Source organism: Sphingomonas sp. Root720 (assembly GCF_001428605.1).
Lineage (GTDB): Bacteria > Pseudomonadota > Alphaproteobacteria > Sphingomonadales > Sphingomonadaceae > Rhizorhabdus.
Genome location: NZ_LMID01000010.1, coordinates 1 through 24,332 on the forward strand (window position 1 = coordinate 1; position 24,332 = coordinate 24,332).

Sequence of the window (24,332 nt, forward strand, 5' to 3'; positions counted from 1 at the left end):
ATGCCCAGCAATAGGATTGCCGGAACGCAGATCAGGGCCCAGCGCATATAGGCGATCCGCAACTGGCGGCGCGATGCCAGCTCAGCCATCAAGCTTCTACTTCCGCTGCCTGACGGACGGCGCCGATCAGGAATTCGACATTGCCCTCCGGTCCGGTGATCGGGCTCGGCGTCACGCCGGCGAGGCGCCACCCCTGCGCCTCGATCCAGGAAGCGACATCGGCGCAGACGCGCTCGTGGACGGCCGGGTCGCGCACCACACCGCCCTTGCCGACTTCGTCCCGGCCCGCTTCGAATTGGGGTTTGATCAGCGCGATCAGCCACGCGCCCGGCTTAGCGAAGCCCAACGCCGCCGCTAGTACCTTGGCCAGCGAGATGAAGCTCGCGTCGCAGACGATGACGTCGACCGCCTCGGGGATATGCTCGCCGGTCAGGAAGCGCGCATTGGTTTGCTCATGGACGACCACGCGGGGATCGGCGCGAAGCTTCCAAGCGAGCTGGTTCGTCCCCGAATCCACCGCATAGACTTTCACCGCACCGTGGCTCAGCAGGACGTCGGTGAAACCACCAGTCGAACTACCGACGTCGATCGCGACAGCGCCCTTGGCGCTCCAGCCGAAATGCTCCAGCCCGTGCGCCAGCTTGATTCCGCCACGGGAAACCCAGGGGTGATCGCGCCCCCGCACCTCGATCGCCGCATCCGCCTTGATCGGCTGCCCCGCCTTCTCGATCTTGCGCTCACCCGAAAAAACGAGGCCGGCCAAGATCAGGGCCTGCGCCCGCGACCGGCTCTCCACCAATCCGCGGTCCACCAGCAACTGATCGGCACGCATGCCCGCCGCCATCGGCTCTCTCTAGAAAATGGTGGGCGATGACGGGCTCGAACCGCCGACATCTTCGGTGTAAACGAAGCGCTCTACCACTCTCAATTTCCGTCTACCCGCGATTGACGGGAAAGTCAAGAACAAAATCAGAACATTGGATGACAGCCGCGTCAGGCCGCCTTGCGCGCCTCGCTTGCGGCCTCGCGCCGCACGACCGGGCGGAAGGCGATGCAAAGCTTGTAATCGCCGCTGCTTGCCGTCGGCAACGGGGGCACCAGCAACGCCGCATCCGGCGTACAGCGGAACAGGTCGCCCGCGATCGGGTCAAATCCCTCCCGGACATGCGGCGCTTCGATGTCGGGCCGGTCGCTCGGCCCCGCTTCCGCGCGCGGCGGATCGATCGGCTGGAAGCTCACATCCTCGATCTGGACCGCCTCGTACGATCCGCCCAGCAACACCGCCACCGTCAGGTCGGTGCGCGCCGGCACGACGAGCCGGTAATAGCCGTCATGCGTCGGATGAGCGGTCATCTCGACCAGGCAGTCCTCGCGCGCATTGGCGAGGATGACGGGCACCGGCATGCCGCCCGCCTGGAAATCGTTCTCGCGGATGTCGAGTGCGCCGCGCACGATCCCGAACAGTGCCAGGTTCAGCGCCAACCCCTGGTCCTGCAGTTCGCCCGGCAGGAACATCCGCGCCGTGCGCTGCACATAATGGAGCCCGCGCCGCCGCAGTCCGCGCGTCGCCCGGGAGCCGTCGAGCATCTTGAGATGGCTCGACGATCCCATATTGGCGTCATGGGTGAAGTCGCCGATCACCGCCACTTCGTCGGCCGACGGCAGATACATGAAACGCGCCAGCACGCCCGCCGCCATCCGCCGGCGGCATTCCGCATCGTCGGAGCGGGCGGTGCGGCCCATCGCGGTCGCCGCATGACCGTAGGCGATGGCACCGGTCTGGATGCGGTCGCGCGTCGCGCTCTGCGCGCCCTTTTCCGCCGGCATCTCGTGGACCGGCTCGCCGTCGGGGCGATAGTCGATCACCGATCCCTTGGCCTGGGTGCAGATCTGCTCGATGACCGCGATCGACGATCCCAGCGCGATCAGCGCCTCGCGGGCATAATGGCGCTTGTCGAACCACCCCTTCTTGTCGAGCCCGGTGGGCAGGTTCTCGCGTAGCAAAAGGTAGCGCCCCGCCACCTCGACGTCCATGCGCGCTTTCAGTACCGGCGCGATCCGATCCTGGACGGTACCGTGATAACCCAGGTCGACGATCATCGCCATGTCGCCGTCCTGCACGCCCGCACGCTTCATATGCGCGATCAGCCGCTCGGCGTTGCGCGCCGACCGGCCGACGATCTTCCGTGCGACCTCATCGTCGAAGACCGCCTTTTCCAGTTCGGGCACATCGCCCTGCGGCCCGACCAGCCTGCGCGCCTCATGCGTATCGAGCAGCAACAACCCCGCCAGCACGTCGAACCGGTGCTTCATCGTGTCGCGCTCGATCTGCGCGCGCACGGCCGCCTCGTCGGTCAGCCCGGCCTGCCCGGCCGTCAACCGGCTGACGGAGATCTCACCCGCCGGAATGTTCGTCCCCAGGGTCTCGAACAGCTTCATCGGCAGATAGCCGTCGCGCATCAGGAACAGCGTCTTGACCGGCCGGCCGCAGCGCTTCGACAGCGCCTCAGCCTCGTCGCGTACCCATTCCGCGAAGCCGTGCAGCATGGGCCCGATCACGTCATGGCCCAGCACGAAGGCTGGGTCCTGCTCCTCGCGCAGCGACAGCAACGGGCGGTGCGGCTGCATTGCCGGTACCGTCTGGCGCGTATTCGCGTCGATCATCACCGCCGCCATCGCCTCGTGCCGCAGCCGGATTTCGGTCGCCGGATCGAATTGCCGGAAATGCGCGGTGCCTATGCCCAGAGCGGCAGGCGCTTCCTGATCGGCACGGATGTTGTCGCCGAGGTGCAGGATCGCCCCGGGCACGACCTCCAGCGCATCGAGCACCGGTACGAACAACCCTTCGGCCTTGCTCATCCCATGGTCGGATGAGGTGAATATGCGGTCGATCGAACCGGCTATTTCGATCCCCGCCGCACGCTCGATCAGCGTGCGTAGCTGTGCCGCGCTGAAATAGGTATCGCTGACGATGATGACCTGTAGACCGCGCGCCTTCGCCGCCGCGATCAGCGCGACGACCGGAGCGAAGGCGAAACAGTGCCGTGCTTCGGCATCCAGTTCGCGTTGCACGGCCTCCGCCAGCGTCGCTTCGTCGGCACCGGGCAGCAGGCCGGCGTGGATCGTCTCGATCGAGACCTCGTTCCGCGCCGTGCGGAAAGCCTCGGTCTTGCGCATCTTGCGTTCGGCAAACACGCGCGGCTCGACCGATCCGCCTTCCATGCCAAGGTCGACGAACACGTCCGATGGCGCCTGTGCGTTCCGCCACAACAGCGTGTCGAAGCAGTCGAGCGAAAGCACCGCCAGATTGGCGGACGCCTGATCGAGCAGGTTGGGGATTTGCTGCGCAAGGACGCTGGTCTTCATCGGTCTTCCATCCGGTGGAGTGTCGCCCCGCTATCCCCGATCCTTCCTAAGATCGCGTTAACCATGAAAATCGCCTGCCCTTGGACTCGATGGGACTTCTTTCTGGAAAATCGCCGATAATGAGTGGAACCACATTCGATCTGCGGGGGTTGATATCCTCGGGCCACTGTGCCCGGGGGACCTTTCGAGCTAGATGACCGATCAATCGACTTTCGATACGCAGGCGACGGAGCAACGCTACCAGCTTCTCGTCAACGCCGTCAGCGACTATGCAATCTACATGCTCGATCCGACTGGCCGGATCATGACGTGGAACGCCGGCGCCCGGCGCTTCAAGGGATATGAGCCCGAAGAGATCATCGGCGAGCATTTCTCCCGCTTCTTCACGCCGGAAGATCGCACCGCCGGCGCCCCCGAGAAGGCTCTCCGCATTGCTCTCGAGGAAGGCCGTTACGAGGCCGAGGGCAACCGTATCCGCAAGGATGGCAGCATCATCTGGGTCCATGCCATCGTCGATCCGATCCTAGGGCCGGATGGCGATCTGGTCGGTTATGCCAAGATCACCCGCGACGTAACCGAACGGCGCGAGGCCGACCGCGCGCTATTCGCCGCCGAGCAACGTTTCCGCATGCTTGTCCAGGGCGTGAAGGATTATGCGATCTACATGCTCGATCTGGAAGGGCGCGTTACCAACTGGAACGCGGGTGCACAGCAGATCAAGGGCTATGCGGCCGCAGAGATCGTCGGTGAGCATTTCTCGCGCTTCTATACCGAAGAGGATCGTATCCGCGGCGAACCGGGCCTCGCGCTCGAAACCGCGTTGCGCGAGGGCCGCTATGAACGAGAAGCTGAACGTGTCCGCAAGGATGGTTCGCGCTTCTGGGCGCATGTGGTCATCGATCCGATCCGCGACGAGAGCGGCACCCTCATCGGTTTCGCCAAGATCACGCGCGACATAACCGACCGGCGTCGTGCGCAGGAGGAACTGGAACAGGCGCGCGCCGCTATCTTCCAGTCGCAGAAGATGCAGGCCCTTGGCGAGTTGACGGGCGGAATCGCCCATGATTTCAACAATCTCATGACGGTGATCCGCGGTTCGGCCGAACTGCTCCAAAAGGAGGATCTCGCGCCCGAAAAGCGTCGGCGCTATGTCCGTGCGATCACCGAAACCGCCGACAAGGCGACCGCGCTGACGGCTAAGCTGCTCGCCTTTGGCCGGCGCCAGTCGCTGAAACCGGAAGTCCTCGATCTCGGCAGCCGCCTCGATGCCTTCGGCGAAGTCCTCAGTCGCACGCTTGGCAGCCATATCAAAGTGCGGCTCGATCTCGCCGTCGATCTATCCCCGGTCGAGGCTGATGCGGCGGAACTGGAAACCGCTTTGCTCAACGCGGCTTTCAATGCCCGCGATGCAATGCCCGACGGCGGTACGCTCATCATTTCGGCGCGAAACGTCAGCGAGGAGGAAGCCGTCCGCATCGCTTTGACCGACAATGGCCAGGGCATCCCGGCCGATATACTGGAACGGGTCTTCGATCCGTTCTTCACGACCAAGCCGGTCGGCAAGGGCACGGGCCTTGGCCTAAGTCAGATCCACGGTTTCGCCGCGCAGACAGGCGGCCGCGCAGAGATCGCCTCGGACATCGGCATTGGAACCACGGTCAGCATCACCCTGCCGGCGACCGACAGGCAACCCGATGGAGGCTCGGCCGTGCGGACGGCGATCGCCAATTGGGAAAGACTCGACGTTCTGTTGGTCGAGGACAACGACAATGTCCGCCAGTTCGCCCGCTCCATGCTGGGCGAGCTACGCGCGGAGGTCACGGATGTCGAAAGCGCCGAAGCGGCGCTGGCTCTTCTTGGACAGCGGCATTTCGACCTCGTCTTCTCGGATATCGTCATGCCGGGAATGAGCGGTCTGGACCTAGCCCGCCATCTCCGCGAAACTGCGCCCGGCCAACGCGTCCTGCTCGCCACCGGCTATAGCCGCGAAGTCGCCGGCGGTGAGGCTGCGGGCTTCCACATCGTTCAGAAACCTTATGGCGCAGAATCTCTTACCGTAGCGATCTCGCTCGCGCTCGCGGATTAGGTGCGGGCTCGTATCGCGTCCCCTGTAGGGGCCAGGGAATGGAATAGGACGATCATTTCGGCAAGGTAATCGTCTCAAGGAGGCGGTCGAGCAGCGGAATCTGGCTGGCCAGCATCATCCCGCGAGCGGCCCCGCTGTCAAACCACCGCGCTGCGTCGATCTCGGGGAAAGACTGAACTCGCCCGCTCCGCGGCGGCCATTCCATCTCGAAGCTGTTGCTGCATAGGGCCGCCGGGTCGAGGTCGGCCTCGACCGCAAAGGCTTCCACGATCTTGCCACCCGCCTGCCGAATCTCGCCGAGCGCCGCCGCCGCTCCCCGGACCGCCATGCCCAGTTCCTCCTCCGCCTCGCGGAATGCCGCCGCCACAGGCTGCTCTCCGGGCTCGATCAGCCCCTTGGGAATCTGCCAGGCGCCCGCATCCTTGTTGCGCCAATAGGGACCGCCGGGATGGACGAGCAGCACGTCGATGGCATGGGCCCGCCGGCGCCAGACCAGCAGCCCTGCACTTCGAAGTGCCCTCTTCATTCGCCGAGCAGATGAAGCGCCAGCGACCGGCGATGCGGCCGACGCCGGTGCTCGAACAGATAGATGCCCTGCCAGATGCCCAGTGCGAGCCCCCCGTCGATCAGCGGGATCGACAACTGCACCTGGGTCAGCGCCGCACGCAGATGCGCTGGCATGTCGTCCGGGCCTTCGTGGTCATGGACATAAGCCACCGGGTCTTCAGGCGCGATCCTGGCGAAATAGCGCTCGATATCGCCCCGCACTTCGGGCGCGGCATTCTCCTGGATCAGCAGCGACGCCGAGGTGTGGCGGCAGAAGATCGTTAACAGACCGTTGCGCATGTCCGCCGCCGCGACCCATGCCGCTATCACGTCGCCAATCTCGATCAGCCCCTGCCCGCATGTGTCGACCTCGATGATGCCATGGGCTTGTCGCATGAACGATACTTCTTCCCCGCCATAGGCCGCGTCAACAGCGTGAACACTCGACCGCCTGGCAGGTTTCCACCCCAATATGCCGGAACGTTACGGTATCGGATGGATCTTTAGGTACGGCGCGGATATGCTAGGAGCGAGTTTCAGTTGTTGCGTTGGGGGTCAAGGCATGCGGCCGGCCGGGGTCGATGGCGATTGCAATGCAAGTGGTCCGCTTGCTGAGCGCTGGTCGCTCCTTGCCTCCGCGATCGAACGGCTGAGCAACGCGCGGACGCTGGACGACGTCACCGGAATTCTGCGGGACTCGGCACGCCGCATCGCTGGCGCCGACGGCATAGCCATCGTCCTGCGGGACGGTAATCTGTGCCATTATGTGACCGAAGACGCGATGGCCCCGCTCTGGGCCGGCCAGCGCTTCCCAATCGAAACATGCATCTCCGGCATCGCCATGCGGGATCGGCAACCGATCGTGATTGGCGATGTGATGGCCGATCCGCGTGTTCCGCACGCCGCCTATGCGCCGACTTTCGTGCGCAGCATGGTGATGGTGCCGATCGGCACGCCCGATCCGATGGCGGCGATGGGGGCTTATTGGTCAGACACGGGCGAACCGGGCGAGGCGGTCGTGACGCTGCTCCACACGCTCGGCCGCGCCGCGACCACCGCGCTGGAGAACGGTCGGCTCTTTGCCGCGCTCGCCGAGCTGAACCGAGTTCTCGACGCCCGGATCGCCGATCGCACGGCTGAGTTGGAGCAGGCCCAGGCAATGATCCGACAGTCGCAGAAGATGGAGACTATCGGCCAGCTCACCGGCAATGTCGCCCATGATTTCAACAATCTGTTGATGCCGATCTTCGGCAGCCTCGATCTGATCCTATCCGGCTCACCACTCGACGATCGCATGCTGCGCACCGTGCGCGTCGCGATGGACGCGGCCGATCGGGCGCGGCTGTTGGTCGATCGCCTGCTCGCCTTCGCCCGGCGTCAGCCGCTGGCGCCGAGCCCGGTCGACATCCGTGCCCTGATCGAAGGGATGCATGATCTGCTCGTCACCTCGCTCGGGGCCCGGGTGGCGCTGACGATCGATGTGGAAGCGGACATGCCGGCCGTTCGCGGCGACCGGCACCAGTTGGAAATGGCGCTGCTGAACTTGGCCGTCAACGCGCGCGACGCGATGCCCGACGGAGGGACGCTCGCGCTATCGGCGCGCCGCGCGCCGGTGGAAGGCCGCCCCTTCGAACTCGCCGACGGCCACTATCTGCGCATCTCGGTGACTGACAATGGTCAGGGCATGGACGAGGCCACCCGCAGCAAGGCCGTCGAACCCTTCTTCAGCACCAAGGGCGTCGGCCACGGCACCGGTCTCGGTCTCTCTATGGCACACGGCTTGGCCGCGCAGCTCGGCGGTGCGCTGGCGATCGAGAGCATGGCTGGGCTCGGCACGACGATCGCCATATGGCTACCGATAGCCCTCGACGAGCCGGCGAGGATGATGCCGGTTCGCGAGGCGCCGCCCGCCTCCGACGAAGGCGGCGGCCTCGTCCTGGTCATCGACGACGAGCCGCGCGTCCGTTCGGCCACCGCCGAAATGCTGCGTTCGCTCGGCTATGATGCGATCCAGGCTCCGAGCGCGCAGGAGGGACTCGCCCTGCTCGACCGCGGGCTCGATCCCGTCATCGTCATCACCGACCATATCATGCCGGGGATGACCGGGGTGGAACTCGCGCTGCATCTGCGTGCTACCCGTCCCGATCTCGCCGTGTTGATCATGTCCGGCTATCAGGGGATCGAGTTGCTCGCCCCCGATATCCCGCGGCTGACCAAGCCTTTCCGTCACGACTATCTCAGCGACGGGATCGCGGCGGCGCGAACGCTGGTAGCCTGACGGTTATTCCCCCGTGCAGGGGCCGAGCCGCCGCCCGGTGCTCGCCGACGTCATACGCATGCTCATCTTGCCGCTCATCACGGCGGTCGATGTGACGTTGAACGATGTCGGCGTATATTTGCCGCTCGCCTGTGCGGTCATCGTCCCGCCATTCTGCGCGCAGGTCATGGCGGTCGAAATGACACCGCCCGTCATCGAATATTTGGTGAAGTGACAGGACGGGTTCTGCTTGAGCATTTCCTGCGGCCCTTTCGCCGCCTGCTCGGGCGTGATGCAATAACTCTGCCGCGTCGTCTTGCCCTTCATCATCGCGGCCACCTGCGGCGGTGCTCCGGGCATGTCGATCGACTGGACGATGACGGTGGCTTCCCACTGGCCTGGCTGGACCTGCGCCTGCGCGGCGGCGGAAAGCATGGCCGCGAAGACGAAAGCGAAACAGTTCGAACGTCGCATATGATTCTCCCCTGCCCCCGCCTGCAATCTGCTCCCATGCACACCGGTTGGGAAGGTCTCTCCTGGGCTCAGGACGCCTTCAGCCAGCCGACCAGAGCCTGGATCTGATTGAGATCGGCGGTGCCGTCATCGGCATTGGCCGTCGGATCGCTCTGCCCGCCTTCGGATCCGACGAAGCTCACCGCGCTCCACAATATGCCGATGCTCCAGAGGAGAGCGAGCCAGCGGCTGCGGAAGAGGGAACTGTAACGCATCGCCTACAGGCTAGCGCCGCGAGGTTAGGAAGCGGTGAACGCGACCGTCGCTATTTAGATCTCTGTGCAGTGCTCGACGTCACGCACAGCGCCGTTGGAATCGCAAGGCGCCGGATCCCCTCGTTGCCGAAGATTTCCGTCGAACGACCGTCATTGCCGAAGGCGCTCTCATTCGACTTCGCTGCGGCGGAAGCTGCGGCGATGCCTGTCCCGCACGACTCCGGCAAGGCTGCCGATTATTGGCGTGTGTCACTCAACGAGCTGAACGTTAACCAGAATTTTCGGGGATCGATATTTGAGCTTCTCTTTGCGGACGAGGATCGCACCTTGTGTTCGAGAGCATTCGACCAAGACATGACGGGCCGTTAACTATTTGTTGGGAAGGTGGTCTCCAATGTGTCCCCTGAAAGGGGTTAAAGGCCATGGGAAGCTTTCTTGCCGGCGGCGCGATCGTGAGCGCCAACGATATGGACGCACTGCTCGATCTCGGCTTCGCCTATTCGACGGGGTCGAAAGGCTATCCCGTCGATTTCGTCACCGCTCACAAGTGGTTCAACCTCGCAGCTCTGGCTGGCTCGCCCCAGGCACAACATTGCCGCGCCGATATCGCAGACCAGATGTCGTCGCGCGACATCGCCGAGGCGCAACGCCGGGCGCGCACCTGGCTCGCCGGGCACGCCGCCCACTGATCGATCGATCGATCGGATGCGCGAGGTTCGCGCGTGCGTAACGGCAGCGCTGGGCGATCGCCCGAGCAGCCTAGATCACGTCCTCTTCGGCTACGACCGGGCGGCTTTCACGGGTGCCGCGAACCCGGCTTTCGGGCTTGTCCGGTTCGGACAGCAGCATGACATGGTCGTCATGCACCTCGACCAGCGTCCCGACGAAGGGAAACCCCTCCAGGCTTCCTGTCACGCGATAGCTCACCAGATCGCCCACTTTGAAGGTTGCCGCGTCGAAGTTGAACTCGAACGGACAACTCCCATCACCCATATTCTGCATTGCCGTCTCTCCTCGCGCCGATCGTAGGGGAAATGACGGCCGTGCATCAAGCGCCGCAACCTCCTCGCTTTCCAAGCGGACAGGGCGCCGATACAACCCGTTCCATCACGTCGACCGCCCTCCATAAAGGACAGCGACCATGGACCGCAGAAGCTTCCTTGCCACCCTTCCCGCCGCCGCCATCGCCGCACCGGCCTTCGCCGAAGCGGCCGTCCTCCCTCCCCGCTGGACGACTGGTGCCGATCGCTTCGAACGCTCCGATCTGCACGGTGGAGACCGCCCGGTCGGCGCGAGCTTCGCCTCGCGAACCGCCGCTTACGGCCTGTCGGGCGCCGCCGGCACCGCGCACCCGCTCGCCACGCTCGCCGGCATCGAAATCCTCAAGAAGGGCGGCTCGGCCGTCGACGCGGCGATCGCGATCAATGCCTGCCTCGGCTTTCTCGAGCCCACCTCCTGCGGCATAGGCGGCGACTGCTATGCGATGCTCTGGGATCCGAAGGCCGGTAAGGTCATGGGCCTCGCGGGCTCCGGCGCCTCGCCGCGCGGCCTCAGCCTGGAAACCGTCCGTTCGCGCGCGAAGGGCGGCGCCTTGCCGCCGCTCGGCGCGGTCACCGTCTCGGTGCCGGGCGCGGTCGACGCCTGGGGCATGCTCCACGAACGCTATGGCAAACTCAAATGGGCCGAGTTGTTCGAGCCCGCGATCGATCTGGCGGAGAATGGTGCGCCGGTTCCCGACATCATCGCTTATTATATCCGCCGCAGCCTGGTGAACTTCCGCAAGCCCGGCGTCGGGATCGAGGAGGTCGACAACGCGCTGCGGACCTATGCGATCAATGGCGAGGGTCCGAAAGCCGGCGGCGTCTTCCGCAACCCCGATCTCGCCAGAACCTACCGGATCATCGCCAAAGGCGGGCGCGATGCCTATTACAGGGGGGAGATCGCCGCGACGATCGACGCCTATTTCCGCCGCATCGGCGGCTGGCTCCGCGCCGGGGACCTCGCCGCGCACAAGGGCGAATGGATCGCCCCCTACAAGACCGACTATCGCGGCGTCGGCGTCCACGCGCTCGGCGCCAACACCCAGGGCATCGCCACCCTCCAGATGCTCAACATCCTCGAGAATTTCGATCTGGAAGGTGCCGGCTTCCAGTCGCCCCTGTCGATCCACCTCCAGGCGGAAGCCAAGCGCCTCGCCTATGAGGACCGCGCCCGTTACTATGCCGATCCGCACTTCGCGAAGGTGCCGGCCGAATGGCTCGTGTCGAAGGACTACGCGGCCCAGCGGGCAAAGCTGATCCGTCCTGACCGGATCAACCCCGACGTCCGTCCCGGCCAGGCGCCGTCGAAGGGCGACACCACCTATTTCACCTGTGCCGACAAGGACGGGATGATGGTGTCGATGATCCAGTCCAATTTCCGGGGCATGGGATCGGGCCTCGTCGCCGACGGCCTCGGTTTCATGTTCCAGGACAGGGGCCAGCTCTTCGCGCTGCAGGACGGGCATCCGAACGTCTACGCCCCCGGCAAGCGCCCCTTCCAGACGATCATCCCCGGCTTCGCGACGATGGGCGACCAGCCCTGGATGAGCTTCGGCGTGATGGGTGGCGACATGCAGCCGCAGGGCCAGGTGCAGATCATCCTCAACCGCCGCGACTATGGCCTGGAGATCCAGGCCGCCGGCGACAGCCCGCGTTGGCATCATGAAGGCTCGTCGCAGGCGATGGGCGAGGACTCCCCCGGCCTTCCGGCCACTGGCCTGCTTCGCCTCGAAAACGGCGTCCCCGAGAAGACTCGCGCGGCGCTCGCCGGCATGGGCTGGACGATCGGTGCCTCGGACGCCGCTTTCGGCCGCTACGAATGCATCGAACACCGCATGGACGGCAGGGACCGGGTCTACGCCGCTGCGAGTGAAATGCGGGCGGATGGGTGCGCTTTGGCTTACTGATGCCAGTCACCCATCCAAATAAGCACCAATAATAATAGAAATTACGATTAATATAGGGATGATAAATACGCGGTGTAATATTCTTTATTTAAAATCCATCCAACTATAATTGGGATAGAAATTATATAGAAGAAAACATATTTTAAAAAATACATTGCGAAAATAGAAAAAAATACTACCAAAATTACCTGTAATAAAATTGGTAAAATTCTATTATCTCTTGTAGCTATATCACCGATTATTGTCATTTCCCTTTCCTTTTTTATGACGATCGATCATATACATTTGCGCGCTAGAAGCATTAACCGGAAAACCAAGCTGATAGGCCGGCCATGATGTATAATGCTTGAGGGAATCTGTAGGAGACGTAATCGTCGCGGTATTTAAATTACCATGTTCACTATCTTTCAAATAGACCTTCACGGCCCTACCGGATGTACCAGGAAGAAGATGTTCGTATGCCGAGGCTGAATGTGTCGAAGTGACCTTCTTCCAATTATCGCGCGAAAAATCAGGTAAGCGGCCCACCCGGGAAAACTCAGAACTCAGACCAACGGTAGCGCCGGATTTTCCTACCCCTTGGATATTGTTCAAGGCGTCGTTCGTGGCCGCTGTCATTCTATCGATGGAAGCACGGTCCGTGGGAATGGAAGCGCTCTGCTTGAAACGGTCGTAAGCATTTTTCAAACGTTGCCCATCGCTCCCCCCCTGCGCGCGGAGCATGTCATAGCCATTCCAATTCGGGTTAGGAGCTTCGGCTAGGCGGATCGGGTGATCCTTTCCCAACTGCCCTATGGTCTCAAGTTCATCGCCCTTACGATCTAGCTCATCCCAACTCATGATCCCCGCGCGGCTCTGCTCGTTGGGCATCCGTCGACCTTCGGGCTGTGCAGCACCTCGCTCCTCGTCCAGCTAGATGACGTTCCCGTTCTCATCGACCCTGAATAACCGGGACATCTTGCCGTCCGCGCCGGGTAGCGATTTGATCTCGGCATATCGATCATAAGCCATGCGAATCTCCACATTCAAAAATAGAACATAGAGTGAACAAAATCAAATCCTATATTGCAACCGGAATCCGGCGGGAGCCTCTCTGCCGCCAGTAATCCCGGACGTCCCGCCGCAATTCTCCCGCGCACAGGAACAGCGCGATCACATTGGGCACGGCCATCAGGAAAAAGCTGCTATCGATGATGTCGATCACCCGGCCGAGATCGATCACCGCCGCCGGCGGCAGCGCGACGACGTAGAGGACCTTGTAGCTCCACCGCGCCCTGGGGCCGTGCCCAAACAGATAGCCCCATGCCTGCAGGCCGTAAAAACCCCAGGCGACCAAGGTGGAATAGGCGAACAGCACCACGACGACCGCCAGCAGCCAGGGAAACCAGGAAGAGACCTGCGCGAAGGCGGCGCTCGTGATCTGGATGCCCTTCAGCCCCGCATCGTCCCACGTCCCCGCCACGACCAGCGCGAGCCCGCCCACGGCGCAGACGATCATCGTACCCAATAGCGGTTCGAACAGCGCCACCATGCCTTCCGACACCGGCTCCTCGGTCCGGGCGAGGCTGTGCGCCATCACCGCCGATCCCACCCCGGCCTCGCTGGCGAACACCGCGCGCCGCATGCCCGCGACGAAGGCGCCGACCGCCCCGCCCGCCGCGGCATCGAGGCCCCAGGCGCCATGCCAGATCCGCGCCAGCGCTGCGGGCACTTCACCCGCATGCAGGATCAGGATCGCTGAGACGCCGGCCAGATAGACCGCGACCTTGAGCGGGGTGAGCCGCTTCGACACCTCGCCCAGCCAGCGCGCGCCACCCAGGGTCACCAGCGCCACCGCGAAGGCGAGGCCGATGCCATAGGCCCAGCCATTGTTCAGGCCGGTGACGACGCTGACCTGCGCGAAGCTCTGGTTGACCTGCACCATCGGGATCGCCCCGAACAGCGCGAAGAAAGCGTAGAAGCCGCCGAGCACCATGCCCAGCCTCGGCAATCCCTTCCGCTCCAGCACCGCCTTCAGCACATACATCGGCCCGCCATGGACATGGCCTTGCGCGTCGGTGACGCGATATTTCAGGCCCAGCGTCACCTCGGCCATCTTCACCGTCATCGCGAACCAGCCGATCGCGAACATCCACAGGATCGCCCCCGGCCCGCCCATCGTCAGCGCGACCGCGACCCCGGCGATGTTGCCGAGCCCGATCGTCCCCGCCAGCGCGGTGGTCAGCGCCGCGAACTGGCTGACGTCACCCTTGGCCTCGCCCTCGCGCGGCTGGTTTCGGAGGATGCGGAAGGCATGGCCGACACAGCGGATATTGGGGAAACCGAGCCACAGCGTGAAGAACAGCATCGGCACGGCGAGATAGAGCACGATCAGCTCGATCTCGACGTCGAGCAGCGGCACCTTGAAGAACACCGCGCTGGTCAGCGCATCGACGGCGCGGTTGAAACTTTCCATCAGGGGAGGATGAACGAGAGCGGGGTCGATGTCATCCGCGTCGCCCGGAGAGTTCCGCTAAAAAGTAACCCTTCGCACGTTCCGATCGTTCATGCAGCCGCCCGCTGCCATCCACTAGAAATCATGTACCATCGCTGCGAACACGATCGCGCACAAATAGAGGCCGCAATAACAGCGGAATCGACACGGCGATCACCAGCACAAGCTGAAAGGCAATCGGGCCCAAACGCCCCTATTCGCGATCGCTCCTACGTTGCAAGCCTCTTCGGCCGCTGCACCGGCAATCCGATCCGAAATGGCGCACTCGCCTCGATCAACTCCTCGAGCAGCACCTCGCCGTCTGGCCAGTCGCCCAGCCCCGACCCGGCGTTGATATGCCCGGCATGGCCGACATCGACGAAGCGGCTCCCCCACGCCCGCGCCAGCGCCTCCAGCCGATCGAACGCCGCATAGCGATCGTTGCGGCTGGCGACGAGGATCGACGGAAAGGGCAAGGACGTGCCCGGCGCCGGAGCGAAGCGGCGGACGAAGGGATGCGCGTCGACCGCGTCGACATCGGGCGGCGCCACCAGCAGCGCACCGCGAATCCGCGCCAGCCGCTCATGCGAGGCGCCGAGCGCCCACCAGGCGATCGTCAGGCAACCCAGGCTGTGCGCCACCAGCACCAGCGGCCCTTCGGTCATCGCCAGCGCCGCGTCGAGCCGTTCTGTCCAGATGCGCCGGTCAGGTTCGGACCAGCAGCCGAGATCGACCCGGCGGCAATCGCCGCGCTTCTCCTCCCACAGGCTCTGCCAATGGTCGGGCCCCGAATTGTCGAGGCCGGGTACGACCAGGCACAGGGGATTTTCACGCGACATCCTCGCCTCCCATCGGCTCGAGCAACGCGGAGGCGGTGGCGCGATACGCGCGCGCCTGGCTGAGCACGCTGCCCGGCGGCACGCTTGTCGTCAGCCAGACATTGCCGCCGATCGTCGATCCCGCGCCGATCGTCACCCGGCCGAGGATCGTCGCGCCGGCGTAGATCACCACATCGTCCTCAACGACCGGATGCCGGGCGATGCCTCGGCGGATCGCGCCGTCAGCATCGGCCGGAAAGCTTCGCGCGCCAAGGGTCACCGCCTGGTAGAGTTGCACCCGCCTACCGATGATTGCGGTCTCGCCGATCACGACGCCGGTGCCATGATCGATGAAGAAGGATTCGCCGATCGACGCGCCCGGATGGATATCGATACCGGTGCGCGAATTGGCGATCTCGGAGATGATCCGCGCGACCAGCGGCGCACCCAGGCCGTGGAGCAGGTGCGCCAGCCGGTGGTGGACGATCGCCAGCACGCAGGGGTAGCAGATCAGCACCTCGTCGACGCTGCGCGCCGCCGGGTCACTGGCATAGGCCGCCTCGACATCGGTATCGATCAGCCGTCGCAGCCGCGGCAGCTCATGTGCGAAATGGCCGATGATCCGCCCGGCCTCGCCGTCGACCAACTCGGGGGAGGTCGCCCCGATCGCATAGCCGAGCTCGAGCCGGATCTGGCCGTAGAGCCGGCTCAGCGCGGTCTGCAGCGTCTCGGCGACGAACGCCTCCTCATTGTGCTGCCGCACGAAGCTCGGCCCCAGTCGCAGTGGGAACAGCGCCCCGCACAGCGCGACCATGATCTTGTCGACCACATGGCGCGACGGGAAACCCGCCGCGCCATGTTCGGCATGACGCTTATGTGCATTACGCCAGTCCTCCCGCGCGTTACGCAGTTCGGAGGCGATCAGGTCGATATCCCAATAATGCCCTGCGGGCGCCTCGATCGGCTCGTCATAGGCGTCGGTCATCTGCCCCTCGTCTGAAAGCATGGCGACGGCTTAGACGTCTTGGCGAAAGGGAAAAGCAATTTTTCTCTATTAAATCGATAGAAAATATATTGGAACCCATCCGCCGCGGCGGATGGGATGACGGGAGCGCAGAGGACTGCTAGGAATCGGCGGATGGTTCCTCGTCTCGGCCCCCTGAAACTCAAGGCGCAGATATTCTGCGGCGACGAACCGGCCATGGGCCCGGGAAAGGCCGACCTGCTCGACGCGATCGACAGCGAAGGTTCGATCTCCGCCGCTGGCCGCGCGCTCGGCATGAGCTATCGCCGCACCTGGCTATTGGTCGACAGCATGAATCGCTGCTGGGCCGAACGGCTGGTCGAGACGACGCCCGGCGGCGGCCAGGGAAGCGGCGCCCGCGTCACCCCGTTCGGCAAGCAGGTGCTCGCGGCCTATCGCGCCCTCGAACGATCGATGCTTGCTGCCGCCGACACCGACGATTTCGCATCGCTTGCCGCCCTGCTGCGGGAACGCCCCCTGCCCCCGGCCTGAGCGCGCTTGCCATATACTGCAGAATATAGCATGCCGCGACGATAGCCTGCGGGAGGTGATCGAATGTCTGCCATCGTCCTGGCCCTTCGCTGGCTGGCCCTGCTGGGGGCGATGCTGTCCGCCCCGTTGCTGGCCGCCGAAACCCAGGTTGCGGTCGCCGCCAATTTCTCCGAGCCCGCCAAGGCGATCGCCGCCGCCTTCGAAAGGGCGACCGGCCACAAGGCGGTCCTCGCGTTCGGCGCATCGGGCGCCTTCTATACGCAGATCAGCCACGGCGCGCCGTTCGAGGTCTTCCTGTCCGCCGACGCCGAACGGCCGACCAAGGCCGATCAGGACGGCCTGGCCGTGTCCGGCACCCGCTTCACCTATGCTATCGGCAAGCTCGTCCTCTATTCGACCATCCCCGGCACGGTCGACGCGAGCGGCGCCGTTCTGAAGAAGGGCGGTTTCGACAAGATCGCGATCGCCGACCCCGCGACCGCCCCCTACGGCGCGGCCGCGGTGGAGACGATGCGGAGCCTTGGCGTCTATGATCGCCTCAAGCCGAAGATCGTCACCGGCAGCTCGATCGCCCAGGCCTATCAGTTCACCTCGACCGGCGCGGCGCAGCTCGGGTTCGTCGCCCTCAGTCAGGTGATTGTCATTCCCGGCGGCTCGCGCTGGATCGTGCCCGCGAAGCTCCACGCGCCGATCGATCAACAGGCCGTCCTGCTCAAGACGGGTGCGCAAAACCCGGCTGCAAAAGCGTTTCTCGCCTTCCTGAAGGGCCCGACCGCCCTCGCGATCATCCGGCGCTATGGCTATGCGACCCGGTAGCTGATGGGTCTCGTCCTCGCGACGACCGCCGAACTGGCGTTCGTCACCACCATCCTCCTGCTGTTGCTCGCCACCCCGCTGGCCTGGTGGCTGGCCCGCTCGCGCCGCTGGTGGAAGGAGGTCGTGGGAGCCGTCACCGCGCTACCGCTCGTCCTGCCGCCCACCGTGATCGGCTTCTACGTCCTGATCGCGCTCGGCCCGGCCAGCCCATTGATGGCCTTGCTGGAACCCTTCGGCATCCGCACCCTGGCCTTCACCTTCACCGGCCTCGTCATCGGCTCGCTCTTCTATTCGCTGCCCTTCGCGATCCAGCCGCTGCGCACCGCCTTCGAGGCGATCGGCGATCGCCCGCTCGAGATCGCCGCGACGATGGGCGCGAAGCCGCTCGACCGCTTCTTCACGGTGGCCCTTCCCCTCGCCCGGCGCGGCTTCCTGTCCGCGGCTATCCTGGTCTTCGCGCATACGGTGGGGGAGTTCGGCGTGGTGCTGATGATCGGCGGCAACATCCCCGGCAGGACCGAGGTGCTCTCGACCCGCATCTACCAGCTCGTCGAAAGCCTCCAGTTCGGCGAGGCGCACCGTATCGCCGCAATCCTCGTCGGCTTCTCCTTTGCGGCGCTGCTTGCCCTGCTGCTCGTCGAGCGCCGGATCGGGACGCCCCGCCCATGACGATCGCGGTCGCCCTCGACGGGAAGGTCGGCGGCGCCTTCCCGCTACGCGTCGCCTTCGAGGCCCCGTCGTCGGGCGTCACCGCGCTGCTTGGGCCGTCGGGCTCGGGCAAGACAAGCATCCTGCGCGCGCTCGCGGGCCTTGAACGGATCGCGGGCACGATCATCGTCGATGGAGAGATCTGGCAGGACGGAGCGACCTTCCTGCCGCCCGAACGACGGCGCATCGGCTATGTTTTCCAGGGCACGGGGCTGCTCCCGCATCTCAACGTCGCCGCGAACCTCGCTTATGCCGAACGCCGCGCCGCCGCCGGCCCCTTCTCCCGCGAAGAGATCGTCGCGCACACCGGCATCGCCTCGCTTCTCGATCGGCGGCCGGCTTCGCTCTCGGGCGGCGAGGCCCAGCGCGTGAGCATCGCTCGCGCCCTGCTCGGTCAGCCCCGCCTGTTGCTGATGGACGAACCCCTCTCCGCGCTCGACACCGCGGCGCGTGCCGAGCTGCTCGAATGGCTGGAAGACCTGCTCGCAGGGATTGCCATCCCCGTCTTCCACGTTACCCACGACCACGCCGAGGCCGCACGCCTCGCCACCCGCACGATCCAGATCAAGGACGGCAGATTGATCGAATCCTGATCCGGCGCAGGCTGCTCGCGATCAATCGAGCCGGCTGGCCGCGATCGAGCGAATGGTCCGAAAGGAACGGTCGGCCGACGCCTTGGCGGCCCTTACGGCGAGAGCCGTCTCCATCGCCGCGGCCTCGCGGTCCAGACTGGCCGCCACGTCGAGCAGGCGCCCTTTTTCCGCTTCGCCGAAGGCGTTGTCTGCAAGCTTCCGTGCCTTGGCGGCTTCCCGCCGCAATTGCTCTGCGCTTCCGGAACTGGACACGATAGGATCTCTCGACGCCAATATACTCGTAATGCGAACGCTTTTGACCGGATCGATATGAACAGACCGTTACGGAACTGGCGATTTCACACGAATTTGCAAAGGCCGTTCAGGCGGTGCGCGTCGGATCGTTCATCTGGGCATCGACCGTCACCGGTTCATGACGGCGCGCGCTGGGCAGCGATCCGGTCTGCCGCTCGATCATCCGGTGGACGCGGAGGGGCATGCCGTCCTTCTGCAACTGCTGGAGCTCGGCGCTGTTTTCGGCATCGGCATGGGTGCGGCGCTGATTGTGCCGGATATAGTCGTGCCAGGTCGCGACATGGTAACGCTCGACCCACAGCTCGGGCTCGTTGAGATCGCGCAGCAGGGTCCAGCCATGCGCGCCGTCGCGACGGCGGATCCGGCGTCGTTCGGTCATCGCCGATAGGAAGGCGACGATGTTGTGCGCCTCGATTCGATATTCGATGGTCACCACCACCGGGCCGCTGCGCGGCTCCAGGGGGACCGCCACCTGAGGTTCCTGCCACTGGCTGAGCGGCGTCAGGTTGAGATCGTCGACCTGCGGCAGCGGCATGACGAAGCCGAGCAGGATGGTGACCGTCAGGAATGCGGCACTGACGAGCAAGCCGGCGGCGACGCCATGGCCGTCGGCGACCATGCCCAGCACCCATGCACCCACTGCCATGCCGCCGAACGCCGCCATCTGATAGACCGACAGCCCACGGGCGACGACCCAGCGCGGCGAAGCGAGCTGCACGCTGATGTTGAAGGTCGAGAGCGCCAGGACCCAGCTGAAGCCCGCCAGCATCAATGCCGCGATGGTCAGGACGATCGAGGGACTGACCGCGGTGATCGCGGTACCCGCCGCCAGCGCGAAGGTGGACAGGCGAACGATCCGCTCGGTCGACAAATGGCGGCGCGCCGGTCCCGACGACAGGCCGCCCACGACGGCACCGATGCCGAAGGAACCCAGCAGCAGCCCGTAGGTCAGTGCCCCGCCTTTCACCAGATCGCGAGCCACCAGCGGCATCAACGCCGAAACTGCATTCGCCGCGAGCCCGAACGCCATTGCGCGACCTACTACGATCCGCAGATTGGGCGACATCGCGACGTAACGCAGCCCTGCCCCCATCGCCATGAACAGCCCTTCGCGCGGCAGCAGCCTGGGCGTCTGTGGCCGCTGCCAGCGCAACAGCACCAGGATCAGTCCGACATAGGACAGGGTGTTGATCAGGAACGCCACCGCAGCCCCCGCCGTCGCCACGATCGCGCCACCGATCGCCGGCCCGGCGGTCCGGGCAGTATTGAACCCCATCGAGTTCAGGGCGACGGCGGACGGCAATTGTTCTCTCGACACTATATCGCCGACCGATGCCTGCCAGGCAGGTCCCCCGATCGTCGTCCCGCAGCCGATCAGGAAGGTAAACGCCAGGAGCAGCCAGGGCGTCAGCCAGCCCTCCCAGGCGAACAGCGCCAGCACAGCCGAGACGCACAGCATGAAACCCTGGGCCACCAGCATCACCTTGCGCCGGTCGAGGTTGTCCGCCATCGCGCCGGCCCACAGCGCCAGCAGCATGAAAGGTAGCACCGTGGACGCCTGGACCAGCGCGACCATCTTCGGTGACGACGTCAGCGACGTCATCATCCAGGCCGCTCCGACCGACTGGATCATCGCGCCGAAATTGGAAACCAGCGAAGCGATCCAGACCGCGCGAAAGATGGGAACATCGAACGGAGATGCCGGGCGCGATCGCGGAGCCGATTGCATGTCGGATGCCATGGGGGTTCCAATGCAGGAGCGGCAGGCTTGTGCCAACACTGTTTCGCAGTGCGTTTCGCCGAGCTGAGGCTGCGGACGATCGTTCCCGTCCCGACATGGCGCGGTTCACGCAAAAATACCCCGGAATTCCTTCCTTCCGGGAATTTACGTATAGGGGAACCCCCGAGTCGTGCCGTGCGTCTCTCCTTCGCATCTTTCACATGAAAGCGTTCCTGGAGAATCGCTTTCATCACCGAGTTCGGATTGTAGATGACTAGCTTTTCCGTTGAATCATCCGAGCGTCGTCAAGCGTTCCGCTTTGCCATCCGGCATCAGTCGCGCCTGCGGCTAACCCTCGAAGGGGCTGCCGACAGCGAAGAGATTGACGGCGTGATGCTTACCGACATCTCCCAACAGGGCCTGATGGCGGCGGGTGCGGGACATCTCGTACCCGGCGCGCTGATCATGCTCGAAGTACCGCTGGTCGGCTGGCGCGAAGTGGAGGTGATGTGGATCGCCGAGAATCGGGCGGGCTGCCGCTTTACCCAGCCGCTCAGCTTCGATGAATTGCGGCTCGCGGCCGCGAGCAGCGAAAGGTTGGCGCTCGAATTTCCGTCGCTGGGTGCAGATATAGCCAGACTTCCGGCCATTGCCCACTCCATGGAAGAGCAGGACGAGGCCGTCGAGGCGAAGCCATGGCTCCTGCCGGTCGGATTGCTGGCTTTTGCGCTACTCGCCGCGCTGGGTTTCATGCTCGTCTACTGAGTACCTCGCCGGTGCAGCTGTCCACGACCCTCCGGCCTCGGACCACCCGAAATCAGCCTTAGCGCCGCGTTCACCAGTTCCCATAAGCGTTCATATGCCGTCGGCGTCTAAATCGTCCTCGCCTGCCTATGTTCGAGCAGGCGAGGAAGGATTGCGTACCCATGTCGATAGCGTCTGTCCTGGGCCTGAAACGCCGGTCCGACCTGCGCCAGAGCGAGCGTAGCCGCGTCCTCCTCACAGGGAAGATGCTGGTGTCGGGTCGCCCCTGTCAGATCCATCTGCTCGACTTGTCCCGCCACGGGGCCCTGGCGCATGCCAGCGAACCGCCGGCGGACGGAGAGATCGTCTGGGTGGTCTGCCGCGGCGTGGAGCTTCTGGCGCGCACCGCCTGGATCCGGGGCAACCGCTTCGGTCTCGCTTTCGACTCCGGCCTGCCGGCGGCGAAATATGAGATCCTCCTGAAGGAAGGGCGCCGCGCCCTTGCCTCCGAGACGCCCACCGTCATCGGCCGGCCCGTCGCCGCCTGACCCGCGGATAGGCTTTCGGTGCGGCTCAGGACGCGTCGTGGAAAATGATCCCCAGCACATGCCGATGCCCGCGACGCACGGTGGCGACGCCATGCCGCATCGTCACCCGATGATCGCCGCGCGATCCGCTGCGTGGCCGATGCGCGACCGCGAAGACCACCGCATCGCCGCATTCGAGCGGCACCACGTCGGCGCGTGACTGCATCCTTGGCCGTTGCTCGGTGAGGATGAACTCCCCGCCTTCGAAATCCCTGCCCCGTTCCGACAGGAGCACCGCCGCCTGCAACGGGAAGACATGCTCGCCGTACAGATCTTGGTGGAGACAGTTATAGTCGCCTTCGCCATAGCGCAGCAGCAGCGGCGTCGGCCGCATTTGTCCCGCACCATGACAGCGCTCGATGAAGTCCGCATGCCTGTCCGGAAAGCGCACCGCCGATCCGAGCCGCGCCTGCCAGCGATTGGCCACCGGCGCGAGCCGCGGATAGAGCGCCGTGCGCAGCCGCTCCACCAAAGGGGGCAGCGGATAAGCGAAGTAGCGATATTCGCCTTGGCCATAGCCATGCCGCTGCATGGTCACCTGTCGGCGGAAACGCTCCTCCTGATCGTAGAGGTCCAGCGTCGCCGCGCAGGCTGCGGCATCCAGGAGCTGGGGGATCAAGGTCCAGCCTCGTTCGTCGAGGTCGGTTGCGGCGCGCTGCCAGTCCTGCTGTTCGATCGCTGTCATCGGCGCTGTCTCGCCGATCCTAGCTGGCCGCGCCTCCCGCTTCTTGCTCCGGCTTTGCCAGCGCGCTGTGTCGGCGCGCATAGCCCAGGTAAATCAGGATACCGATCAGGTTCCATGCCAGGCACCAGAGCAGCGTCTTGGTCGGCAGGCTCGCGAATAGGTAGAGGCAGCCGAGCACCGCGCCGAGACCGACGAGCAGAGCGCCCGGCGCCCGGAACGGGCGCGACAGATCGGGCCGGCTGCGGCGCAGCACGATCAGGCAGGCCCCCACGGCCATGAAGGCGATCAGGGTGCCGGCATTGGCGAGCGCCGCGATCTCGCCGATCGGCAGCAGGCCGGCCAGGATCGCGACGAGCACGGCGGTCGCCGTCGTGATCCGCGCCGGTGTCCCCCGCTTCGATATCCTAGCCAGCGAACTGGGCAGGAAGCCGTCGCGCGCCATAGCGAGGAAGATACGGCTCTGGCCGTAAAGAAAGGCAAGCAGCACCGTCGGCAGCGCGATGACCGCTGCCGTCGCGACGATGCGGGCGACGCCCGGCCGGCCCAGCTCGCGCAGGATCAAGGCCAGCGGCTCGGGGCTGTCGGCGAAGCCCTTGAAGGGGACCGCTCCGATCGCTGCCGCCGCGACCAGGATGTAGATCAGCGTACAGGCCAGCATCGATCCGACGATGCCGATCGCCAGGTCGCGCTCGGGCCGCTTGGTCTCCTCGGCGGCCGTGGAAATCGCATCGAAGCCGTAGAAGGCGAAGAAGATGATCGCCGCCGCCGCCATGACGCCCCGCTGCACGCCGTCGGGTCCTGGCGCCGCGCCGAAGCCATAGGGCATGAAGGGGGTCAGATGCGTCGCATCGAATTGGGGCATCGCGACCGCCACGAACAGCGACAGGGTGGCGATCTTGACGGCCACCAGCACGGTGTTGATCCTTGCGCTCTCCCGCGTTCCGAGCAGCAACAGCCCGGTCACCACGGCGATGATGAAGATCGCGGGCAGGTTGACGAGCCCGCCCAGTTCGGGACCCCGCATCAACGCGGCGGGGAAGCCTATCCCCGCCAGCAGCGGCGAGGCATAGCCGGACCAACCGACGGCAACGGTCGACACGACGAGCGAATATTCGAGGATCAGGCTCCACCCCACCACCCAGGCGAAGATCTCGCCCAGCGCAGCATAGGAATAGCTATAGGCGCTGCCCGCGGCCGGCATCATCGCCGCCAGTTCGGCATAAGCGAGCGCCGCACAGGCGCAGACCGCGCCCGCGATCGCGAAGGACAGTAGCACGGATGGCCCCGCTCGGTCGGCTCCGACGCCGATCAGGGTCAATATTCCGGTCCCGACGATCGCGCCGACGCCGAGCGCGAGCAGATGCGGCCAGGACAAGGTCGGCGGCAGCCGATCTCCGTGCCGCCGAGCCATACCGATCGGCTTGCGCCGCATGAACCCCGTCATTCCT

27 protein-coding genes are annotated in these 24,332 nt (G+C 64.9%); 12 read left to right on the top strand and 15 right to left on the bottom strand.

The window, feature by feature from the left end; translation table 11 throughout:
* Positions 1–88 precede the first annotated feature (88 nt).
* Entirely contained in the window at positions 89–844 is a 756-nt protein-coding gene (locus tag ASE22_RS07355) for a TlyA family RNA methyltransferase (RefSeq protein ID WP_056356848.1), read from the bottom strand.
* A gap of 149 nt (positions 845–993) precedes the next feature.
* Positions 994–3,366 (bottom strand): hydrolase, encoded by a 2,373-nt coding sequence (locus tag ASE22_RS07360; RefSeq protein ID WP_056356853.1) that lies wholly within the window; start codon positions 3,364–3,366, stop codon positions 994–996.
* A gap of 193 nt (positions 3,367–3,559) precedes the next feature.
* On the opposite strand from ASE22_RS07360, the gene ASE22_RS07365 reads away from it, so the two are divergent.
* Complete coding sequence (locus ASE22_RS07365; RefSeq protein ID WP_056356855.1) at positions 3,560–5,452, top strand: hybrid sensor histidine kinase/response regulator; 1,893 nt, start codon at positions 3,560–3,562, stop codon at positions 5,450–5,452.
* 52 nt (positions 5,453–5,504) lie between these two features.
* On the opposite strand, the gene ASE22_RS07370 is transcribed toward ASE22_RS07365, so the two are convergent.
* Together ASE22_RS07370 and ASE22_RS07375 are read right to left on the bottom strand one after the other, a co-directional pair.
* Positions 5,505–5,978, bottom strand: coding sequence for an NUDIX hydrolase (locus tag ASE22_RS07370; RefSeq protein WP_056356857.1), 474 nt, complete (start codon positions 5,976–5,978; stop codon positions 5,505–5,507).
* Positions 5,975–6,394: a secondary thiamine-phosphate synthase enzyme YjbQ gene (locus ASE22_RS07375; protein ID WP_056356860.1), complete on the bottom strand. Its 420-nt coding sequence runs from the start codon at positions 6,392–6,394 to the stop codon at positions 5,975–5,977. Before ASE22_RS07375 ends, ASE22_RS07370 begins: the two co-directional genes overlap by 4 nt.
* A gap of 166 nt (positions 6,395–6,560) precedes the next feature.
* Between ASE22_RS07375 and ASE22_RS07380 the strand changes: the two genes are divergently transcribed.
* Positions 6,561–8,276, top strand: a complete 1,716-nt coding sequence (locus ASE22_RS07380) for an ATP-binding protein (RefSeq protein WP_056356863.1) — start codon at positions 6,561–6,563, stop codon at positions 8,274–8,276.
* Positions 8,277–8,279: 3 nt separating this feature from the next.
* Here the strand turns inward: ASE22_RS07380 and ASE22_RS07385 are convergent, their stop codons facing one another.
* Complete coding sequence (locus ASE22_RS07385; RefSeq protein WP_056356867.1) at positions 8,280–8,729, bottom strand: DUF3617 domain-containing protein; 450 nt, start codon at positions 8,727–8,729, stop codon at positions 8,280–8,282.
* Positions 8,730–8,797: 68 nt separating this feature from the next.
* Positions 8,798–8,983 (bottom strand): hypothetical protein, encoded by a 186-nt coding sequence (locus tag ASE22_RS27125; RefSeq protein ID WP_056356870.1) that lies wholly within the window; start codon positions 8,981–8,983, stop codon positions 8,798–8,800.
* Positions 8,984–9,052: 69 nt separating this feature from the next.
* On the opposite strand from ASE22_RS27125, the gene ASE22_RS27565 reads away from it, so the two are divergent.
* The gene (locus tag ASE22_RS27565; RefSeq protein ID WP_056356874.1) at positions 9,053–9,352 is read left to right on the top strand and encodes a hypothetical protein; all 300 of its coding nucleotides are present in this window, start codon (positions 9,053–9,055) and stop codon (positions 9,350–9,352) included.
* Positions 9,353–9,405: 53 nt separating this feature from the next.
* A complete protein-coding gene (locus tag ASE22_RS07400; RefSeq protein WP_056356875.1) occupies positions 9,406–9,672 on the top strand; it encodes a hypothetical protein in 267 nt (88 codons plus the stop codon).
* Positions 9,673–9,742: 70 nt separating this feature from the next.
* On the opposite strand, the gene ASE22_RS07405 is transcribed toward ASE22_RS07400, so the two are convergent.
* Positions 9,743–9,985 carry a hypothetical protein gene (locus tag ASE22_RS07405; protein WP_056356877.1) on the bottom strand — a complete coding sequence of 81 codons (243 nt, stop codon included), beginning with the start codon at positions 9,983–9,985 and terminating at the stop codon, positions 9,743–9,745.
* Between the two features lie 139 nt (positions 9,986–10,124).
* Here ASE22_RS07405 and ASE22_RS07410 point away from each other — a divergent pair, with 139 nt between their 5' ends.
* Positions 10,125–11,930 (top strand): gamma-glutamyltransferase family protein, encoded by a 1,806-nt coding sequence (locus tag ASE22_RS07410; RefSeq protein WP_056356879.1) that lies wholly within the window; start codon positions 10,125–10,127, stop codon positions 11,928–11,930.
* A 231-nt stretch (positions 11,931–12,161) separates the two neighbouring features.
* On the opposite strand, the gene ASE22_RS26745 is transcribed toward ASE22_RS07410, so the two are convergent.
* The 4 genes from ASE22_RS26745 to epsC all read right to left on the bottom strand — a co-directional run bounded on the left by ASE22_RS26745 (position 12,162) and on the right by epsC (position 16,206).
* Positions 12,162–12,800: a hypothetical protein gene (locus tag ASE22_RS26745; RefSeq protein WP_156397547.1), complete on the bottom strand. Its 639-nt coding sequence runs from the start codon at positions 12,798–12,800 to the stop codon at positions 12,162–12,164.
* 190 nt (positions 12,801–12,990) lie between these two features.
* Complete coding sequence (locus ASE22_RS07415) at positions 12,991–14,385, bottom strand: alanine/glycine:cation symporter family protein (RefSeq protein WP_056356881.1); 1,395 nt, start codon at positions 14,383–14,385, stop codon at positions 12,991–12,993.
* Between the two features lie 248 nt (positions 14,386–14,633).
* Positions 14,634–15,242, bottom strand: coding sequence for an RBBP9/YdeN family alpha/beta hydrolase (locus ASE22_RS07420; protein WP_056356883.1), 609 nt, complete (start codon positions 15,240–15,242; stop codon positions 14,634–14,636).
* A complete protein-coding gene (epsC, locus tag ASE22_RS07425) occupies positions 15,232–16,206 on the bottom strand; it encodes a serine O-acetyltransferase EpsC (protein ID WP_056358643.1) in 975 nt (324 codons plus the stop codon). The genes ASE22_RS07420 and epsC overlap by 11 nt, the downstream gene beginning before the upstream one ends.
* A gap of 153 nt (positions 16,207–16,359) precedes the next feature.
* Here epsC and ASE22_RS07430 point away from each other — a divergent pair, with 153 nt between their 5' ends.
* From ASE22_RS07430 to ASE22_RS07445, 4 genes are all read left to right on the top strand, one after another.
* Positions 16,360–16,737, top strand: a complete 378-nt coding sequence (locus ASE22_RS07430) for a winged helix-turn-helix domain-containing protein (RefSeq protein ID WP_056356885.1) — start codon at positions 16,360–16,362, stop codon at positions 16,735–16,737.
* 63 nt (positions 16,738–16,800) lie between these two features.
* On the top strand, positions 16,801–17,553 hold the full coding sequence (gene modA / locus ASE22_RS07435) for a molybdate ABC transporter substrate-binding protein (protein ID WP_056356888.1): 753 nt from the start codon (positions 16,801–16,803) through the stop codon (positions 17,551–17,553).
* A 3-nt stretch (positions 17,554–17,556) separates the two neighbouring features.
* Positions 17,557–18,222 (top strand): molybdate ABC transporter permease subunit, encoded by a 666-nt coding sequence (gene modB, locus ASE22_RS07440; RefSeq protein ID WP_056356891.1) that lies wholly within the window; start codon positions 17,557–17,559, stop codon positions 18,220–18,222.
* Complete coding sequence (locus ASE22_RS07445) at positions 18,219–18,854, top strand: ATP-binding cassette domain-containing protein (protein WP_056356901.1); 636 nt, start codon at positions 18,219–18,221, stop codon at positions 18,852–18,854. The genes modB and ASE22_RS07445 overlap by 4 nt, the downstream gene beginning before the upstream one ends.
* A 21-nt stretch (positions 18,855–18,875) precedes the next feature.
* On the opposite strand, the gene ASE22_RS07450 is transcribed toward ASE22_RS07445, so the two are convergent.
* Both ASE22_RS07450 and ASE22_RS07455 read right to left on the bottom strand, forming a co-directional pair.
* The gene (locus tag ASE22_RS07450) at positions 18,876–19,079 is read right to left on the bottom strand and encodes a hypothetical protein (RefSeq protein WP_056356903.1); all 204 of its coding nucleotides are present in this window, start codon (positions 19,077–19,079) and stop codon (positions 18,876–18,878) included.
* A gap of 136 nt (positions 19,080–19,215) precedes the next feature.
* Positions 19,216–20,802, bottom strand: a complete 1,587-nt coding sequence (locus ASE22_RS07455; protein WP_235536258.1) for an MFS transporter — start codon at positions 20,800–20,802, stop codon at positions 19,216–19,218.
* Between ASE22_RS07455 and ASE22_RS27570 the strand changes: the two genes are divergently transcribed.
* The 3 genes from ASE22_RS27570 (at position 20,684) to ASE22_RS07465 (ending at position 22,160) form a co-directional block, all read left to right on the top strand.
* Positions 20,684–20,956 (top strand): hypothetical protein, encoded by a 273-nt coding sequence (locus ASE22_RS27570; protein ID WP_235536259.1) that lies wholly within the window; start codon positions 20,684–20,686, stop codon positions 20,954–20,956. The two genes, ASE22_RS07455 and ASE22_RS27570, sit on opposite strands and share 119 nt — an antisense overlap.
* A 182-nt stretch (positions 20,957–21,138) precedes the next feature.
* Positions 21,139–21,633 carry a PilZ domain-containing protein gene (locus ASE22_RS07460; protein ID WP_056356905.1) on the top strand — a complete coding sequence of 165 codons (495 nt, stop codon included), beginning with the start codon at positions 21,139–21,141 and terminating at the stop codon, positions 21,631–21,633.
* A gap of 161 nt (positions 21,634–21,794) precedes the next feature.
* On the top strand, positions 21,795–22,160 hold the full coding sequence (locus ASE22_RS07465) for a PilZ domain-containing protein (protein WP_056356907.1): 366 nt from the start codon (positions 21,795–21,797) through the stop codon (positions 22,158–22,160).
* A gap of 25 nt (positions 22,161–22,185) precedes the next feature.
* Here ASE22_RS07465 and ASE22_RS07470 read toward each other — a convergent pair whose 3' ends face one another.
* On the bottom strand, positions 22,186–22,884 hold the full coding sequence (locus ASE22_RS07470) for a 2OG-Fe(II) oxygenase (RefSeq protein WP_056356909.1): 699 nt from the start codon (positions 22,882–22,884) through the stop codon (positions 22,186–22,188).
* Positions 22,885–22,903: 19 nt separating this feature from the next.
* Entirely contained in the window at positions 22,904–24,328 is a 1,425-nt protein-coding gene (locus tag ASE22_RS07475; RefSeq protein WP_056356910.1) for an amino acid permease, read from the bottom strand.
* Positions 24,329–24,332 lie beyond the last annotated feature (4 nt).

Coding starts and splice junctions, on each gene's coding strand:
- ASE22_RS07355 (WP_056356848.1), bottom strand. CDS start 844: ATGGCGGCGGGCATGCGTGCCGATCAGTTGCTGGTGGACCGCGGATTG.
- ASE22_RS07360 (WP_056356853.1), bottom strand. CDS start 3,366: ATGAAGACCAGCGTCCTTGCGCAGCAAATCCCCAACCTGCTCGATCAG.
- ASE22_RS07365 (WP_056356855.1), top strand. CDS start 3,560: ATGACCGATCAATCGACTTTCGATACGCAGGCGACGGAGCAACGCTAC.
- ASE22_RS07370 (WP_056356857.1), bottom strand. CDS start 5,978: ATGAAGAGGGCACTTCGAAGTGCAGGGCTGCTGGTCTGGCGCCGGCGG.
- ASE22_RS07375 (WP_056356860.1), bottom strand. CDS start 6,394: ATGCGACAAGCCCATGGCATCATCGAGGTCGACACATGCGGGCAGGGG.
- ASE22_RS07380 (WP_056356863.1), top strand. CDS start 6,561: ATGCGGCCGGCCGGGGTCGATGGCGATTGCAATGCAAGTGGTCCGCTT.
- ASE22_RS07385 (WP_056356867.1), bottom strand. CDS start 8,729: ATGCGACGTTCGAACTGTTTCGCTTTCGTCTTCGCGGCCATGCTTTCC.
- ASE22_RS27125 (WP_056356870.1), bottom strand. CDS start 8,983: ATGCGTTACAGTTCCCTCTTCCGCAGCCGCTGGCTCGCTCTCCTCTGG.
- ASE22_RS07400 (WP_056356875.1), top strand. CDS start 9,406: ATGGGAAGCTTTCTTGCCGGCGGCGCGATCGTGAGCGCCAACGATATG.
- ASE22_RS07405 (WP_056356877.1), bottom strand. CDS start 9,985: ATGCAGAATATGGGTGATGGGAGTTGTCCGTTCGAGTTCAACTTCGAC.
- ASE22_RS07410 (WP_056356879.1), top strand. CDS start 10,125: ATGGACCGCAGAAGCTTCCTTGCCACCCTTCCCGCCGCCGCCATCGCC.
- ASE22_RS26745 (WP_156397547.1), bottom strand. CDS start 12,800: ATGCCCAACGAGCAGAGCCGCGCGGGGATCATGAGTTGGGATGAGCTA.
- ASE22_RS07415 (WP_056356881.1), bottom strand. CDS start 14,385: ATGGAAAGTTTCAACCGCGCCGTCGATGCGCTGACCAGCGCGGTGTTC.
- ASE22_RS07420 (WP_056356883.1), bottom strand. CDS start 15,242: ATGTCGCGTGAAAATCCCCTGTGCCTGGTCGTACCCGGCCTCGACAAT.
- epsC (WP_056358643.1), bottom strand. CDS start 16,206: ATGACCGACGCCTATGACGAGCCGATCGAGGCGCCCGCAGGGCATTAT.
- ASE22_RS07430 (WP_056356885.1), top strand. CDS start 16,360: ATGGTTCCTCGTCTCGGCCCCCTGAAACTCAAGGCGCAGATATTCTGC.
- modA (WP_056356888.1), top strand. CDS start 16,801: ATGTCTGCCATCGTCCTGGCCCTTCGCTGGCTGGCCCTGCTGGGGGCG.
- modB (WP_056356891.1), top strand. CDS start 17,557: ATGGGTCTCGTCCTCGCGACGACCGCCGAACTGGCGTTCGTCACCACC.
- ASE22_RS07445 (WP_056356901.1), top strand. CDS start 18,219: ATGACGATCGCGGTCGCCCTCGACGGGAAGGTCGGCGGCGCCTTCCCG.
- ASE22_RS27570 (WP_235536259.1), top strand. CDS start 20,684: ATGAAAGGTAGCACCGTGGACGCCTGGACCAGCGCGACCATCTTCGGT.
- ASE22_RS07460 (WP_056356905.1), top strand. CDS start 21,139: ATGACTAGCTTTTCCGTTGAATCATCCGAGCGTCGTCAAGCGTTCCGC.
- ASE22_RS07465 (WP_056356907.1), top strand. CDS start 21,795: ATGTCGATAGCGTCTGTCCTGGGCCTGAAACGCCGGTCCGACCTGCGC.
- ASE22_RS07470 (WP_056356909.1), bottom strand. CDS start 22,884: ATGACAGCGATCGAACAGCAGGACTGGCAGCGCGCCGCAACCGACCTC.
- ASE22_RS07475 (WP_056356910.1), bottom strand. CDS start 24,328: ATGACGGGGTTCATGCGGCGCAAGCCGATCGGTATGGCTCGGCGGCAC.